The following is a 13,453-nucleotide window of genomic DNA, read 5'->3' on the forward strand; positions in this document are numbered from 1 at the left end:
GTTTCGAGGCGCCTAGACGCCTGCGGACGACATCAGTGTCGGCGCAGGGTGACAGCGCCACGCTGAATTTCTGGAGATCTCATGGCGAACTCAACTGCCGGCGGCCTGGCTCCCATCGAGGAGCTGATCGAGGATATCCGCCAGGGCAAGATGGTGATCCTCATGGACGACGAGGATCGCGAGAACGAAGGCGACATCATCATGGCCGCCGAGAGGGTGCAGGCCGAGCATATCAACTTCATGGCGCGCCACGCCCGGGGGCTGATCTGCCTGCCGATGACCCGCGAGCGCTGCCAGCGCCTGCAGCTGCCGCTGATGGTCAGCGACAACGGCTCGGGCTTCGGCACCAAGTTCACTCTCTCCATCGAGGCCGCCGAAGGGGTGACCACCGGCATCTCCGCTGCCGATCGCGCCCGCACCGTGCAGGCCGCGGTGGCCCGGGACGCCAGGGCCGAGGATATCGTTCAGCCCGGCCATATCTTCCCGCTGATGGCCGAGCCCGGCGGCGTGCTGCGCCGCGCCGGCCACACCGAGGCGGCCTGCGACCTCGCTGCCTTGGCCGGCCTCGACCCCAGCGGCGTGATCTGCGAGATCATGAACGACGACGGTAGCATGGCGCGCCGCCCGGAGCTCGAGCGCTTCGCCGCCGAGCACGGCCTCAAGATGGGCACCATCGCGGACCTGATCCACTATCGCATCCACAACGAGCACACCGTGGAGCACGTGGAGGCCATGCCGGTGCGGACCGGCTTCGGCGAGCTGACCCTGCACGTCTTCCGCGACAGCATCCAGGGCGCCCACCATCTGGCGCTGGTCAAGGGGCGCCCCAGCCCAGAGACCGCGACCACGGTGCGGGTGCACCTGGCCGACGCCATGCGTGACCTGCTCTGCCTGCAGAAGGGGGAGAGCGCCCAGTGGCCCTCCCATCAGGCCATTGCCGAGGTGGCCCGGGCCGAGCATGGCGTCTTCGTCCTGCTCGACGATGGCCGCCCGCGCCAGGACCTGCGCGACTACCTGGACACCTTCCTGGAGCGCCGGCGCGCCCCGCGCACCAGCGCCTCGGACGGGGCCGGCAACTACCTGACCATCGGCACCGGTTCCCAGATCCTGCGCCATCTCGGCGTGGGCAAGATGCGCCTGCTCAGCTCACCCTGGAAGTTCTCGGCGCTCTCCGGCTTCGATCTCGAGGTGGTGGAACGGCTGAGCCCGGAAGACATCGAGGCCTCTCATGGTGGCGCCGGCGGCGCCGAGGCCAGCGGCGACTGACGCCGCCTCGACCCTTGCGGCGGGCGCATGGCGAACGGCGCCCGCCGGTTCTTATCAGGCAGGTTTTCAGGAACGACTTTCAGGAACAGCGACATGCAACCCATTTCTCAAGTGGAAGGCAGCTTCATCGACGTGGACGGCCGCTATGTGATCGTGGTGGGCCGTTTCAACCATCACGTGGTTGATAGCCTCGTCGAGGGGGCGGTAGATAGCCTGGTGCGCCACGGCGTGGCCAGCGAGAGCATCGATATCGTCCACGTGCCGGGCGCCTGGGAGCTGCCCCTGGCGGTCAAGCAGGTGCTCAAGGTGGCCCGCCCCGACGCGGTGATCGCCCTGGGGGCGGTGATTCGCGGCGGTACCCCGCACTTCGAGTACGTGGCCGGCGGCTGCAACGCGGCCCTGGGCAACCTGCAGCTGGAGTTCGACACGCCCATCGCCAACGGCGTGCTCACCGTCAACTCCATCGAGCAGGCCATCGAGCGCTCCGGCACCAAGGCCGGCAACAAGGGCGCCGAGGCGGCCATGGCCGCCATGGAGATGGTCTCGCTGCTGCGCTGCTTCGGCGACGATGAGGGAGACGAGGCATGAGTCGCGAGCGCTCCCGAGAGCCCTCGAAGGCCCAGCTGGCGCGTCGTGCCGCCCGGGAACTGGCCGTTCAGGGCCTCTACCAGTGGCAGATGACCGGCAAGTCGATCACCGCGGTGGAGGCGGAGTTCCGCAGCCAGGTGGCCGACGACGACCTCGAGGATCACGAAAACTGGCACAGGGTCATGGAGATCGCCGACCTGGCGCTCTTCCATGAGCTGCTGCACAACGTGGCGCGTTTCAAGACCGACCTGGACGCCAGCATCTCGCCGCTGCTCGACCGTCGCCTCGAGGAGCTCGACCCCATCGAGCTGGCGATTCTGCGCCTGGGGGCCTATGAGCTCTCTCGCCGTCTCGAGGTGCCCTATCGGGTAGTGATCAACGAGGGCGTGGAGCTGGCCAAGTCCTTCGGCGCCACCGATGGCCACAAGTATGTCAACGGCATCCTCGACAAGCTCGCCGGGCGCCTGCGCTACGCCGAGGTGGCGGCCCGCCGCCGCTGAAGGGGACTCCCCGATGCCCAGTCAACCGTCCAGTCAAGCGCCCAGCCGGCCTCGGCAAAGCGAGTTCGAGCTGATCGCGCGCTACTTCACTCCCGCGCCGCCCGACCACAAGGCCGGCGTGGCACTGGGAGTCGGTGACGACTGTACCCTGCTGACCCCGACGCCCGGCTGCCAGCTGGCCGTCAGCGTCGATACCTCGGTGGCTGGCGTCCACTATCCCGCCGATGCCCCCGCCGAGGCGGTGGGGCATCGGGCGCTGGCGGTCAGCCTCTCGGATCTGGCCGCCATGGGCGCTCGCCCGCGCTGGTGCCTGATGGCGCTGACCCTGGCCGAGGCCGACGATGCCTGGCTCGATGGCTTCTCCCGTGGCTTTCGTGCCCTGTGTGACCTGAGCGGCACTGTCCTGGCGGGCGGCGATGTGACCCGAGGGGCTACCGCCATCGGCGTCACCGTGATGGGGGAGGTGGTGCCGGGCCAGGCCCTCACGCGCCACGGCGCTCGGCCGGGAGACCTGGTCGCGGTGACCGGCGCCCTGGGCGGTGGTGCCGGCGGCCTGGCGGCCTGGCAGCGCGGCGAGCGGGATCTCGCCCACCCGCTGCTGACGCGCTACCTGCGGCCCGAGCCGCGCCTCGCCGCCGGCGAGGCGCTGGCGGGGCTGGCCACGGCCGCCATCGATATCTCCGACGGCCTGTGCGCCGACCTTGGCCATCTGCTGGCGCGTTCGGCTGTCGGTGCCTCGCTCGACCCCGAGGCGCTGCCCCTGGCCGAGGGCCTGGTGGCGGAGCTGGGAGTGGCGGGCGCGCGCCGCGCTGCCCTGGGCGGCGGCGACGACTACGAGCTGCTGCTGGCGCTGCCCGCCGAGCACCTCGACGAGGCCCGGGGGAGGCTCGCTGCCCTTGGCCTGCCGCTCACGGTGATCGGCCGCTTCGAGGCCGAGCCCGGCCTGCGCGGGGTGGCCCTTTCTGGCGAGAGCGGCTGGCAGCACTTCCACTCGGCAGGCGCCGGCAGTGCAGGAGATGATGCATGAACCGTGCTCCACCCAGCGTCTGGCACCGCCCCACCCACTTCCTCGCCTTCGGCCTCGGCAGCGGTGCGGTGCCCTGGGCCCCGGGCACCTTCGGGACCCTGGCGGCCATTCCCTTCTACTGGCTGCTCTCCGAGCTGCCCCTGGGCTGGTACCTGGCGGTGGTGGTGGTGGCCTTCGTGTGGGGGGTGTGGCTGTGCGAGAAGACCTCCCGGGACCTCGGCGTCCACGACCACTCCGGCATCGTCTGGGACGAGTTCGTCGGCTACTGGATTACCATGGCGGCGGTGCCCTTCTCCTGGGAGGCGGCGCTCTGGGGGTTCCTGCTGTTCCGCATCTTCGACGTCATCAAGCCCTGGCCGATCCGCTGGGCGGACCGTCGGGTGGCCGGCGGCTTCGGCATCATGATCGATGACGTCATGGCGGGCATCTACGCCTGGAGCGTCATGCACCTCTGGTTCTGGTTACACTGATTCCGGCTACACTGAGGGTCCGACGCAACGCCGCCCTTGGCGTGGAGGGGGCGGCCCAGGGAAGGGGGAAGCAATGCGCAAGGAACGATTGATCGTCCCGGTCGCCGTGGTGCTGGCCCTCGTCTGGGCGCTGGCCCAGTACCTGGCCTCGCTGCTCTTCGAGCGGGAACTGGCTCGGGCCCTTGCCGACCTGGAGGCTCGCGGCGAGCTGGTGGTGGAGCGCAGCGGTATCGAGCGCGGCTGGCTCTCCTCCTCCGGCAGCCTCCAGGTCTCACCGCTGCTGGGCGACGGCTGGCAGCTCGAGCTCTCCTACCTGGCCCGCCACGGGGTCTTCAGCACCCGGGTCGAAGGGGAGGTGCTCCCCAGCGCCGGCCCCCACCACCGCCGCCTGTTCGGCGACTGTCTCCCTTCCAGCCCCCCTCGCTGGCATGCCCGCTACCAGACCCTGGGTGGCACCCTGGAGGGCAGTGTCCAGCTGGCGCCCTTCCTGATCAGCCAGGGAGAGCGAGAACTGGACTTTCGCGGCGGCCAGCTCAGCTTCGGCGGCCAGCAGGGCGACTGGCGACTGCGTGCCCGGCTGCAGCCCTGGCGCCTCACCGATGGGGTGGCCACTCTGGAGTCGGGGCCGGTCTCTCTGGAGAGCCGCTATGCCTACACCAGCGGTGCCCACCACTTCACCCAGCACGACCTGCTGCGTATCGACACCCTTGCCTGGGAGCAGCCGGGCCTCGCCCTGGAGTCCGGCGAACTGAGCTACCGCAGCCGCATGCAGCTCGACGACAGCGAGCTGCGCATCGACAGCGAGCTGACCCTGGGCGAGGTGCTGGCGGCGGAGCAGGTGCTGCTCAGCGGCCGCATCGCCATGGAGCTTTCGCGGATCAACGCCGATGCGGTGCGCGAGGCCCTGGCGGCGCTGCGCCGGGAGACGGCCAAGGCCCGCACGCTGGATCCCCGGGAGCTGACGGAGCGGCTGGAGCCTGAGCTGTTGGGCATCCTGGTCGACTCCCCGCGCCTGGATGTGGTCGAGGTGGACCTGGAGAGCCCCATGCTGGGATTGACCGTTCGAGGGGATGGGGCTCTCTTCTTCGACCCGCGCCGGCTCGAGGAGCTGAGCCCCTCGCGCCTGGACGACGAGGCCGAGCGGGCGCTCTGGCTGAATCGCCTCGACGGCGACTTCATCTGGCACGAGGTGCCCACCGTGGTGGCGCTCTGGCTGGGGCTGCCGCTCAGTACCCGTGATCTGGAGATCGACGTGATTCGTGGCCGGGTTCGCGTCAACGGCCGGCCGCTGCCACCGCTCTGGCGCTGAGACGCGAAGGCCCGCCGACTTGAAGTTGTCCCCCATCGCCCGCATTCCTGAACCCAACGGCATGAACCATCACAGGATCAGGATGAGACCCCATGAGCGATGACCAGGACCGCCGCCACGACCCGGAGGGGCCGGAGTGGCTGCAGGATGACCCCGACGCGGCCCACGGCGAGGATGAACAGCTTGACCTCGATGATCAGCCCGGCGATAGCCGGCACGCCGTGGTGCCCGCCCGGGAGGCGCTGCCCGAGCGCATCTACCTGCTGCCGATCCACAACCGGCCCTTCTTCCCGGCCCAGGTACAGCCGCTGGTGATCAACCGCGAGCGCTGGGAGGAGACCATCGAGCGTGTGGCCAAGACCCCGCACCACGCCGTGGGCCTCGCCTTCGTGGGCGAGGGCGGCGTCGAAGGGCTCTCCCACGACGACTTTCCGGAGATCGGCACCGCCGTCAAGGTGCACAAGCTGCAGGGCGAGGAGAACCAGATCCAGTTTATCGCCCAGGGGATGCAGCGCTTCCGCATCCAGCGCTGGATCTCCCGCAAGCCCCCCTATCTGGTGGAGGTGAGCTACCCTCGGGAGCCGGTGGACGCCGAGGCGGACGAGACCCGCGCCTACGCCATGTCGCTGATCAACGGCATCAAGGAGCTGCTGCCGATCAACCCCCTCTACGGCGAGGAGCTCAAGCACTACCTCAACCGCTTCAGCCCCCACGAGCCGGGCCCGCTCACCGACTTCGCCGCGGCCATCACCTCGGCCAAGGGGCGCGAGCTGCAGGACGTGCTGGCCACCCTGCCGGTGCTCGCGCGCATGCAGAAGGTGCTGCCGCTGCTGCGCAAGGAGATCGAGGTCGCCCAGCTGCAGAGCGAGATCAGCGACCAGGTCAACGCCCAGATGCAGGAGCGCCAGCGGGAGTTCTTCCTGCGCGAGCAGCTCAAGGTGATCCAGCGCGAGCTGGGCATCTCCAAGGATGACCGCGAGAACGACGTCGACACCTTCCGCGACCGCCTGGAGAGCCTCGTCGTGCCGCCCAGGGTGCTGACCCGCATCGAGGAGGAACTCGACAAGCTCGCCGTGCTGGAGACCGGCTCGCCGGAGTACGGCACCACCCGCAACTATCTGGACTGGCTGACCAGCATGCCCTGGGGGGTGCACAGCCAGGACCAGCTCGACCTGGCCCACGCCCGGGAGGTGCTGGACCGCGACCACGACGGCCTGGCCGACGTGAAGGAGCGCATCGTCGAGTTTCTCGCCGAGGGCACCTTCAAGGGCGACGTGGGCGGCTCCATCCTGCTGCTGGTGGGCCCGCCCGGGGTGGGCAAGACCTCCATCGGCCGCTCCATCGCCGAGGCTCTGGGCCGTGAGTTCTACCGCTTCTCGGTGGGCGGCATGCGCGACGAGGCCGAGATCAAGGGCCATCGGCGCACCTACATCGGTGCCATGCCCGGCAAGCTGGTGCAGGCGCTCAAGGAGGTGGAGGTCGAGAACCCGGTGATCATGCTCGACGAGATCGACAAGATGGGGCAGTCCTTCCAGGGCGACCCCGCCTCGGCGCTGCTCGAGGTGCTCGACCCGGAGCAGAACGTCGACTTCCTCGACCACTACCTGGACGTGCGGCTGGACCTCTCCAAGGTGCTCTTCGTCTGCACCGCCAACACCCTGGATTCGATCCCGGGACCGCTGCTGGACCGCATGGAGCAGATCCGTCTCTCCGGCTACATCGCCGAGGAGAAGCTGGCCATCGCCCGCCACCACCTCTGGCCCAAGCTGCTCAAGCGCGCCAATATCCCGAAGAAGCGCATCAACCTCACCGAGGCGGCGCTGCGCCAGGTGATCGAGGGCTATGCCCGGGAGGCCGGGGTGCGCCAGCTCGAGAAGCAGCTGCACCGCATCGTGCGCAAGGCCGCGGTCAAGCTGCTGGAGAACGACCAGCAGTCGGCGAAGGTCTCGGTCAAGAACCTCGAGGAGTATCTGGGGGCACCGCTGTTCCGCAAGGAGCAGGTGCTCAAGGGGGAAGGGGTGGTCACGGGGCTCGCCTGGACCGCCATGGGCGGGGCGACGCTGCCCATCGAGGCGGGCAAGGTGCACTCGCTGACCCGCGGCTTCAAGCTCACCGGCAAGCTCGGCGAGGTGATGCAGGAGTCCGCCAATATCGCCTACAGCTATGTGCTGGGGCATCTGGCCGAGTACGGCGCCGACGCCGACTTCTTCGACTCCGCCTTCGTCCACCTCCACGTGCCGGAGGGGGCCACGCCCAAGGATGGCCCCTCGGCGGGGGTCACCATGACCACGGCGCTGCTCTCGCTGGCGAAGCACCACTCCATCGACCGCCCCCTGGCGATGACCGGCGAGCTGACCCTCACCGGCCAGGTGCTGCCGGTCGGCGGCATCCGCGAGAAGGTGATCGCCGCGAGGCGCAGCGGCATCTTCGAGGTGATCCTCCCCGACGCCAACCGCCGCGACTATGACGAGCTGCCCGACCACCTCAAGGAGGGCATGACGGTGCACTTCGCCAGGCGCTACCGGGACGTGGCCCGGGTGGTGTTCGACTGACCGAAAGCGCCCCTCACGGCATGACCTTGAGGGGCCCATTCTCCTTGAGGGTGTTCATGACCACCTGGGTGGCAATATCGCGGATTCCCTCAAGAGGACTGACGGCGGTCGAGAGGAAGTGGGAAAGCTCGGCGAGATCCGCCACCCGCACCTTGAGGATGAAATCGTGGTGGCCGGTCACCGCGTGGCAGTCGATCACCTCGTCCCTGGCCAGAAGCTTCCCTACGGCATTCCGAGGAGAGACCATGCGGCCCTTGTCCATGGAGAGAAAGATCAGGGCGGTGACCTTGAGCCCCATGGCTTCCGGGTCCAGACGCAGGACATGGCCTTTGATGATCCCGCTCTGCTCGAGGCGGGCGATACGACGCGAGCACTGGCTGGGGGAGAGGTTCACCGCTTCTGCCAGGGTGGCCAGGGTCAGCCGAGCATCCCGCTGCAGGGCGTAAAGAATCCGCTGATCACAGCGATCAAGGCTCGCCATTTACTACCTCGCTCGGTTCTTATGCAATCTTCTTGCATAGATTGCCCTCCTGACGGCTGGTTTCGCAAACCTTTCCCGGCCCGCTGCTCCTAGAATGGGCGTCAGATGATTCACCTGATGCTCCGGAGCCTCCATGACCCCGACGCTGGAAAGTGCGCGCAAGCTGGACCGCCATGACCCCCTGGCCGGCTTCAAGGCCCGCTTCGCCCTGCCAGAGGGCGTCCTCTACCTGGATGGCAACTCTCTTGGCGCCCAGCCCAGGGATGCCCGGGAGGCCCTGGCTCTTACCCGGGACCAGTGGCGCGATGAGCTGGTCAAGGGTTGGAACCAGGGGTGGTTCGATGCTCCGGAGCGACTGGGTGACCTGCTGGCGCCCCTGCTCGGCGCCGGCCCCGGCGAAGTGGTCGTCAGCGACAACATCACCCTGAATCTCTTCAAGCTGCTGGGCTACATCATCGACTCCCAGAAGCGGGCGCGATCGGTGATTCTCAGTGAGGGAGGTAACTTTCCTTCCGATAGCTATATTGCCCAGGGGCTGTGCCGCTTCACCGGCCTCGAGCACCGGGTGCTGCCAGAAGGGGGCGACCTTGCCGATTACCTGGACGAACGGGTCGCCGCCGTGGTGCTGAGCCAGGTCCACTATCGCACCGGTCGGCTGCGTGATATGGCGGCCATCACCGCTCTGGTCCGGGAGCAGGGTGCCGAGGTGATCTGGGACCTGGCCCACTCCGCTGGGGCCATGCCGGTTGACCTGAACGGCAGCGGCGTCCGGTATGCGGTGGGCTGCACCTACAAGTATCTCAACGGCGGCCCTGGGGCGCCGGGCTTTCTCTACGTTCACAAGGATAGCCAGGCTCGAGGCTGGCAGCCGCTCTCTGGCTGGCACGGCCATGCCGCACCCTTCGACTTCGAGGGTGACTATGCCCCGGCTCCGGGCATCTTGCGCTTTCGCACCGGCACCCATTCGGCGCTGGCCTATGCCCCTCTGGAGGCCTCCCTGCGGCTCTGGCGGGAGGTAGATATGACAGCGCTACGGGCAAAGAGCCTGGCCCTGGGTGAGCTGTTCCAGGACTGCCTGACCGACCTGTTCGAATCCAAGGGAATCGAGGACATCACCCCGCCCGTGGCGGAGCGTGGCAGCCAGGTGGCCCTGATTCATCGCGAGCATGGCTATGCCATCGTTCAGGCGCTGATCGCCCGAGGGGTGATCGGCGACTACCGGGCGCCCGGGCTGATGCGCTTCGGCTTCACGCCACTCTACCTGAGCTATGAAGACGTCTGGCAGGCGGCTCGGCACTTCCGCGAGGTGGTCGAGACTCGAGAGTATCTGGGGCCCGCGCTGCTAACGCGCTCGGCGGTGACCTGAAATGATGCATGACGTTAGGTTCCGGCGCTCCGCCTGCCTGCCGCAATAAAAATATTTCCCTTGAGAAGAAGTTCTTATCTTCTGGAAGAAGTTTGTGCCCATGGCAATGCGTAGATTCGAGCCGCCAAGATAGCCAGCGCCTACGCGTTGCGCACAGGTCGCAGGCCACACCCGTCAGAATGTGGCATGTTAAGTGCCTATTATGTCACGCTTTTGTAAGCCATCCTATTTAGATTACAATTGTTTCCGGCTATTTTAATATGTCGGTGATCACACTGATATGGACGCCAGTGATGAGTAAAAAATTCATGAACACCCTTAGAGGCAAGAAAATACTGGTCATCGATGATGCGGAAGCGGACAGAATGCTGATTTCTACGCATCTACGCCATCTTGGGTGTCGCGTCTACCAGGCGAATGATGGAATCGACGGGGTTCACAAGGCCAGGTTGATCAGCCCAGATGCCATTCTGATGGATCTGGATATGCCTCAATGTAATGGATATGATGCCTGTAAGTTGCTGTTGAGCGATGTTGAGACGTGCCGTGTTCCGGTGATCTTCTTGTCGGGCTATGCGACGCCGGAAGATAGGGTGAGAGGGCTGATGTATGGGGCCGTTGACTATATTGCCAAGCCCTTCAATTTCGACGAGGTAAAGCTCAGGCTGTCTGTTCATTTGAAGTGCCAGGGTGCGGAGGTGGCGCGTGAAGAGGAGCGAAACAGGCAGGATAAGAAATACGAAAAAGAGGGCGCGGGTACTGGCCAGTCAGGTGCGCGTCACTACCTGAATGAGATACTTTTTCGCAGTGCCAGAGTATATCTTCTAAAGTCCCTCAGTCAGGCGCCAGGGCTTCAGGAGTTGGCGAGAAGCGTAGGAACCAATGCCAAGCAGCTAAATCACTCCTTCAAGGAGTGTGCCGGGGTGACTGTCTACGAGTACCTTCGTGAAGAGAGGATGAAGGAGGCGGCAAGGCTTCTTTCTGCAACAAGTATTCCAGTGTCTGATATCGCGTTATCTGTTGGTTTTAGTAGTGCGGGGAGTTTTTCCACTGCATTCAGGGAGCGTTTCGGAATGTCTCCATCACGTTTCAGGAAAATGGAAAAGTTGGGTGTTGATGATTAGGGTGACGCCTTTCTTTTACGCCATGTTGACCCCCGTTTTTCTGATGGTCGTGGCTCTTTTTTTGTCTTCCTCTGCTCAGGCTGGCGGTGGCAGTGGCTCAGTGTTAGAGAAGTCGCAGTCTATCGACCTGTACGGTATATCACCCGGGGATAACATGGCCTTGAAAATGCAGGGTTTTAGTGTTCAGGGTGAGGGCGGTGACGATCTGAGGGAATCACTAAGTGATGGACGGTGGAAAGAGATCAAGCAGCATGATGACCTTCTCGAAGCGCCTCGTCAGCATTCCACCCTATGGCTGAAGGGTAGGTTTTACAACTCTGGGGATGACTACCTTCAGCGCTGGGTAGAGTTTTCGCCATGGCGACTTAACGACGTGAAAGCCTGGCTGGTAGATCCGCAGAGCCTAGAGGTGATAAAACGCATGCAGACGGGGCTGAATACGCCCCTTTCGGATAGAGAAGTCGATACTAACCGTGCTGTTTTGCCAGTCAGTCTCTACCCCGGAGAAAGCGTGATGATGGTGGTCAGGATATACGCTGACAGCCGCCCCTTTCTATCTGTAAATGCCTGGGATCCCGTCGATTTTTCGGTAGAGGAGGTCAGCGATCGGCAACTTCACTCCGTTTTGCTGGCCTCGATCCTGACGCTTTGCGTCGTGCTGTTCTTGAAGCTAGACGTTCGTTATGCCCTGCTGGGTATATGGCTGCTGGTCACCTTCGTCTTCGAGTCCGAGAAGGAGGGATATATCAGCCAGATCATTCTTCCATTTCTCTTCGACTACTCGGCCAACCTTCGTTTCACTACCTGGATACTGACCGAGGCGCTGTTTCTGACAGCCTCCGTCTACCTGCTGGGGCTGCGTCAGAGGCGGTGGTGGCGTGGCGTGCCGCCGGCGGCATTGTCGATTACGGCACTGTTCGGCACTCTTTCCTTTGTGTTGGATGGTGCTGCAATACGCAACCTGGGGAGTGTCATCGACCTGAGCTTCTCGCTGATCTGGCTGCTGATGTTGCCGGCGGCGTTACGCATTGATCGTCAGTGGCAATATGCCCTGCTGGGTGTGCTGTCGCTCTGGTGGCTGGCGGCCAACTTTGTACTGATCGGCTATATCACCAACCTTCACTACACGGCCTCCTTTGCCTCCGTCAAGATAGTGGCAGAGATCGGTGTGATTCTGGGGCTGCTGTTGATCTACTCCAGGCAGAAGCGCTGTCATGAGCAGGGCCTGGAGCAGCAGCTGAGAGCGAGCGAGCGAGGTCAGCGTGCTGAACTGGAGCGTCTGGTGGAGAAGCGAACCCACGAGCTGAACATGGCACTCGATAGTGCCCGCAGGGCCAATGAGGAGAAAACACTTTTTCTGGGACGCATTTCCCATGACCTGAAGTCGCCACTGACTTCCATTTCGGGCTATTCCCAGCTGCTAGGCGCCGAGGGAGGCAAGGCAGGTGAGTATGCTCGCATCATCTATTCGAGTGCTACTCATATGAATCGCCTGATTGGTCGCCTGATCGGCTATGCGAGAGGTGCCTTGAGCAAGGGAGAGAGTACAACCGACGTGCACGTCGAGGCATTTTTTTCCACCGTGCGCCAAGAAGCCGAGGTGCTCGTCGAAAAGAATGGTAATCGCTTCTTCATGAGCGTGGTCGTCGAGGCGTTCCCGGTGGTTCGCTGTGACGAAACGTCGCTTAGGCAGGTCGTGGGTAATCTGATTGATAATGCCGCAAAATACACCAGGGCGGGTGTTGTTACGCTGGAGGTGGGCTGCTTTCCGCTGAGTGAAAGTAGCGACAAGGCGGATTTGGTGATGACGCTTAGGGATTCCGGGAGCGGTATCTCTGAGAAGCTCCAGGAACGGCTTTTCGAGCCTTTCTCGCGGGAGTCGAAAAGCAGCGAAGGCAGCGGCCTGGGTCTCGCCATCGTCAAGGATCTAGTGGCGGCGATGGGTGGCGAGCTCTCTTTGCGTAGTGAGGAGGGCGTTGGGACTGAAGTCAGTGTCTCCATCCCTGTGGAAAGGGGGGACGAGGCTGGACTGATCGAAGGCGCTACCTGTGCGCCGGACTACCTTCTACCGCGATACCAGGCCGATGGCCTCTGTGCCTGGGTGGTCGAGGACTCACCGCCTATTCTTGAGCTTCTGCGTAGTGATCTTGGCGCCATGGGGTTTGACGTTCAGGGGTTCCAGAGCGGGCGAGAAGTGGTTGATCTGCTTTGCCGGGAGGGGGGGCTGCCGGATCTTGTTGTGACCGACTACCGCCTCAAGGACGCTTCCGGAGATGAGGTGCTGATGGCGGTCAGGCAGCAGCGAGAACATATTCCGGTGCTGCTCCTTTCAGCCACCTGGAGTGTATTGCGTGACAGGCGTGATCGAGATGATCTTGGATATTCGGCTTTTCTGGCAAAGCCGGTTGACCTGGTAGAGTTTCGCCGGGAGGTGGCGCGGGTTTGCGACCTGCCGGCTGTCGTCCACTCTTATGGTGGAGCCTCCACCATGACTGTAGTGGCTCCCGATATTCAGCGTCTTTCAGAGATGCTGGAGCTGGGGGCCGTCAGCGATATACTCGACTGGTGCGATGCCTTCTCTGCCGCCGAGCCTGGCCGGTCACGTCTTGCCGATGAGATTCGCACCAATGCCGAGCGCGGCGACCTTGCCGCAATAGCGGCATCAATCCAGGCCCTTCTCTAGCGCCTTCCCTCGAGGCATTGCTTGCCATCGGGGTGGGAGGCGCTGCTCTGATGTTCCCTTGTTTACGCTCTATGGCTCTTGTTGCAT

Annotated in this window: 11 protein-coding genes; 10 read left to right on the forward strand and 1 reads right to left on the reverse strand. The window is 64.4% G+C overall.

Going from position 1 to position 13,453, the window contains the following annotated elements:
• Positions 1–81: 81 nt before the first annotated feature.
• The 7 genes from ribBA to lon all read left to right on the forward strand — a co-directional run bounded on the left by ribBA (position 82) and on the right by lon (position 7,712).
• A complete protein-coding gene (ribBA, locus tag ACRYRV_RS12295; protein ID WP_309635430.1) occupies positions 82–1,266 on the forward strand; it encodes a bifunctional 3,4-dihydroxy-2-butanone-4-phosphate synthase/GTP cyclohydrolase II in 1,185 nt (394 codons plus the stop codon).
• Positions 1,267–1,359: 93 nt separating this feature from the next.
• Positions 1,360–1,854: a 6,7-dimethyl-8-ribityllumazine synthase gene (gene ribH / locus ACRYRV_RS12300; RefSeq protein ID WP_253444484.1), complete on the forward strand. Its 495-nt coding sequence runs from the start codon at positions 1,360–1,362 to the stop codon at positions 1,852–1,854.
• Positions 1,851–2,354, forward strand: coding sequence for a transcription antitermination factor NusB (gene nusB / locus ACRYRV_RS12305; protein ID WP_309635431.1), 504 nt, complete (start codon positions 1,851–1,853; stop codon positions 2,352–2,354). The genes ribH and nusB overlap by 4 nt, the downstream gene beginning before the upstream one ends.
• Before the next feature lie 13 nt (positions 2,355–2,367).
• A complete protein-coding gene (gene thiL, locus ACRYRV_RS12310) occupies positions 2,368–3,381 on the forward strand; it encodes a thiamine-phosphate kinase (RefSeq protein WP_444984967.1) in 1,014 nt (337 codons plus the stop codon).
• Positions 3,378–3,851 carry a phosphatidylglycerophosphatase A family protein gene (locus ACRYRV_RS12315; RefSeq protein ID WP_309635433.1) on the forward strand — a complete coding sequence of 158 codons (474 nt, stop codon included), beginning with the start codon at positions 3,378–3,380 and terminating at the stop codon, positions 3,849–3,851. Before thiL ends, ACRYRV_RS12315 begins: the two co-directional genes overlap by 4 nt.
• 73 nt (positions 3,852–3,924) lie before the next feature.
• The gene (locus ACRYRV_RS12320; protein ID WP_309635434.1) at positions 3,925–5,160 is read left to right on the forward strand and encodes a DUF945 family protein; all 1,236 of its coding nucleotides are present in this window, start codon (positions 3,925–3,927) and stop codon (positions 5,158–5,160) included.
• Between the two features lie 92 nt (positions 5,161–5,252).
• Positions 5,253–7,712 carry an endopeptidase La gene (gene lon, locus ACRYRV_RS12325; RefSeq protein ID WP_444984966.1) on the forward strand — a complete coding sequence of 820 codons (2,460 nt, stop codon included), beginning with the start codon at positions 5,253–5,255 and terminating at the stop codon, positions 7,710–7,712.
• A 13-nt stretch (positions 7,713–7,725) separates the two neighbouring features.
• Here the strand turns inward: lon and ACRYRV_RS12330 are convergent, their stop codons facing one another.
• A complete protein-coding gene (locus ACRYRV_RS12330) occupies positions 7,726–8,193 on the reverse strand; it encodes an Lrp/AsnC family transcriptional regulator (RefSeq protein ID WP_309635436.1) in 468 nt (155 codons plus the stop codon).
• 133 nt (positions 8,194–8,326) lie between these two features.
• Here ACRYRV_RS12330 and kynU point away from each other — a divergent pair, with 133 nt between their 5' ends.
• The 3 genes from kynU to ACRYRV_RS12345 all read left to right on the forward strand — a co-directional run bounded on the left by kynU (position 8,327) and on the right by ACRYRV_RS12345 (position 13,366).
• On the forward strand, positions 8,327–9,559 hold the full coding sequence (gene kynU / locus ACRYRV_RS12335) for a kynureninase (RefSeq protein WP_309635437.1): 1,233 nt from the start codon (positions 8,327–8,329) through the stop codon (positions 9,557–9,559).
• Positions 9,560–9,852: 293 nt separating this feature from the next.
• Complete coding sequence (locus tag ACRYRV_RS12340) at positions 9,853–10,683, forward strand: helix-turn-helix domain-containing protein (RefSeq protein ID WP_444984965.1); 831 nt, start codon at positions 9,853–9,855, stop codon at positions 10,681–10,683.
• Complete coding sequence (locus ACRYRV_RS12345) at positions 10,676–13,366, forward strand: ATP-binding protein (protein WP_444988729.1); 2,691 nt, start codon at positions 10,676–10,678, stop codon at positions 13,364–13,366. Before ACRYRV_RS12340 ends, ACRYRV_RS12345 begins: the two co-directional genes overlap by 8 nt.
• The last annotated feature ends 87 nt before the right edge of the window (positions 13,367–13,453 follow it).

The sequence above is a fragment of the Halomonas mongoliensis genome (genome assembly GCF_052496345.1).

What these genes read in the sequence shown, in the direction of transcription:
- ribBA (WP_309635430.1), top strand. Translation starts at nt 82, where the DNA reads ATGGCGAACTCAACTGCCGGCGGCCTGGCTCCCATCGAGGAGCTGATC.
- ACRYRV_RS12345 (WP_444988729.1), top strand. Translation starts at nt 10,676, where the DNA reads ATGATTAGGGTGACGCCTTTCTTTTACGCCATGTTGACCCCCGTTTTT.
- lon (WP_444984966.1), top strand. Translation starts at nt 5,253, where the DNA reads ATGAGCGATGACCAGGACCGCCGCCACGACCCGGAGGGGCCGGAGTGG.
- thiL (WP_444984967.1), top strand. Translation starts at nt 2,368, where the DNA reads ATGCCCAGTCAACCGTCCAGTCAAGCGCCCAGCCGGCCTCGGCAAAGC.
- ACRYRV_RS12320 (WP_309635434.1), top strand. Translation starts at nt 3,925, where the DNA reads ATGCGCAAGGAACGATTGATCGTCCCGGTCGCCGTGGTGCTGGCCCTC.
- ACRYRV_RS12315 (WP_309635433.1), top strand. Translation starts at nt 3,378, where the DNA reads ATGAACCGTGCTCCACCCAGCGTCTGGCACCGCCCCACCCACTTCCTC.
- ribH (WP_253444484.1), top strand. Translation starts at nt 1,360, where the DNA reads ATGCAACCCATTTCTCAAGTGGAAGGCAGCTTCATCGACGTGGACGGC.
- ACRYRV_RS12340 (WP_444984965.1), top strand. Translation starts at nt 9,853, where the DNA reads ATGAGTAAAAAATTCATGAACACCCTTAGAGGCAAGAAAATACTGGTC.
- nusB (WP_309635431.1), top strand. Translation starts at nt 1,851, where the DNA reads ATGAGTCGCGAGCGCTCCCGAGAGCCCTCGAAGGCCCAGCTGGCGCGT.
- kynU (WP_309635437.1), top strand. Translation starts at nt 8,327, where the DNA reads ATGACCCCGACGCTGGAAAGTGCGCGCAAGCTGGACCGCCATGACCCC.
- ACRYRV_RS12330 (WP_309635436.1), bottom strand. Translation starts at nt 8,193, where the DNA reads ATGGCGAGCCTTGATCGCTGTGATCAGCGGATTCTTTACGCCCTGCAG.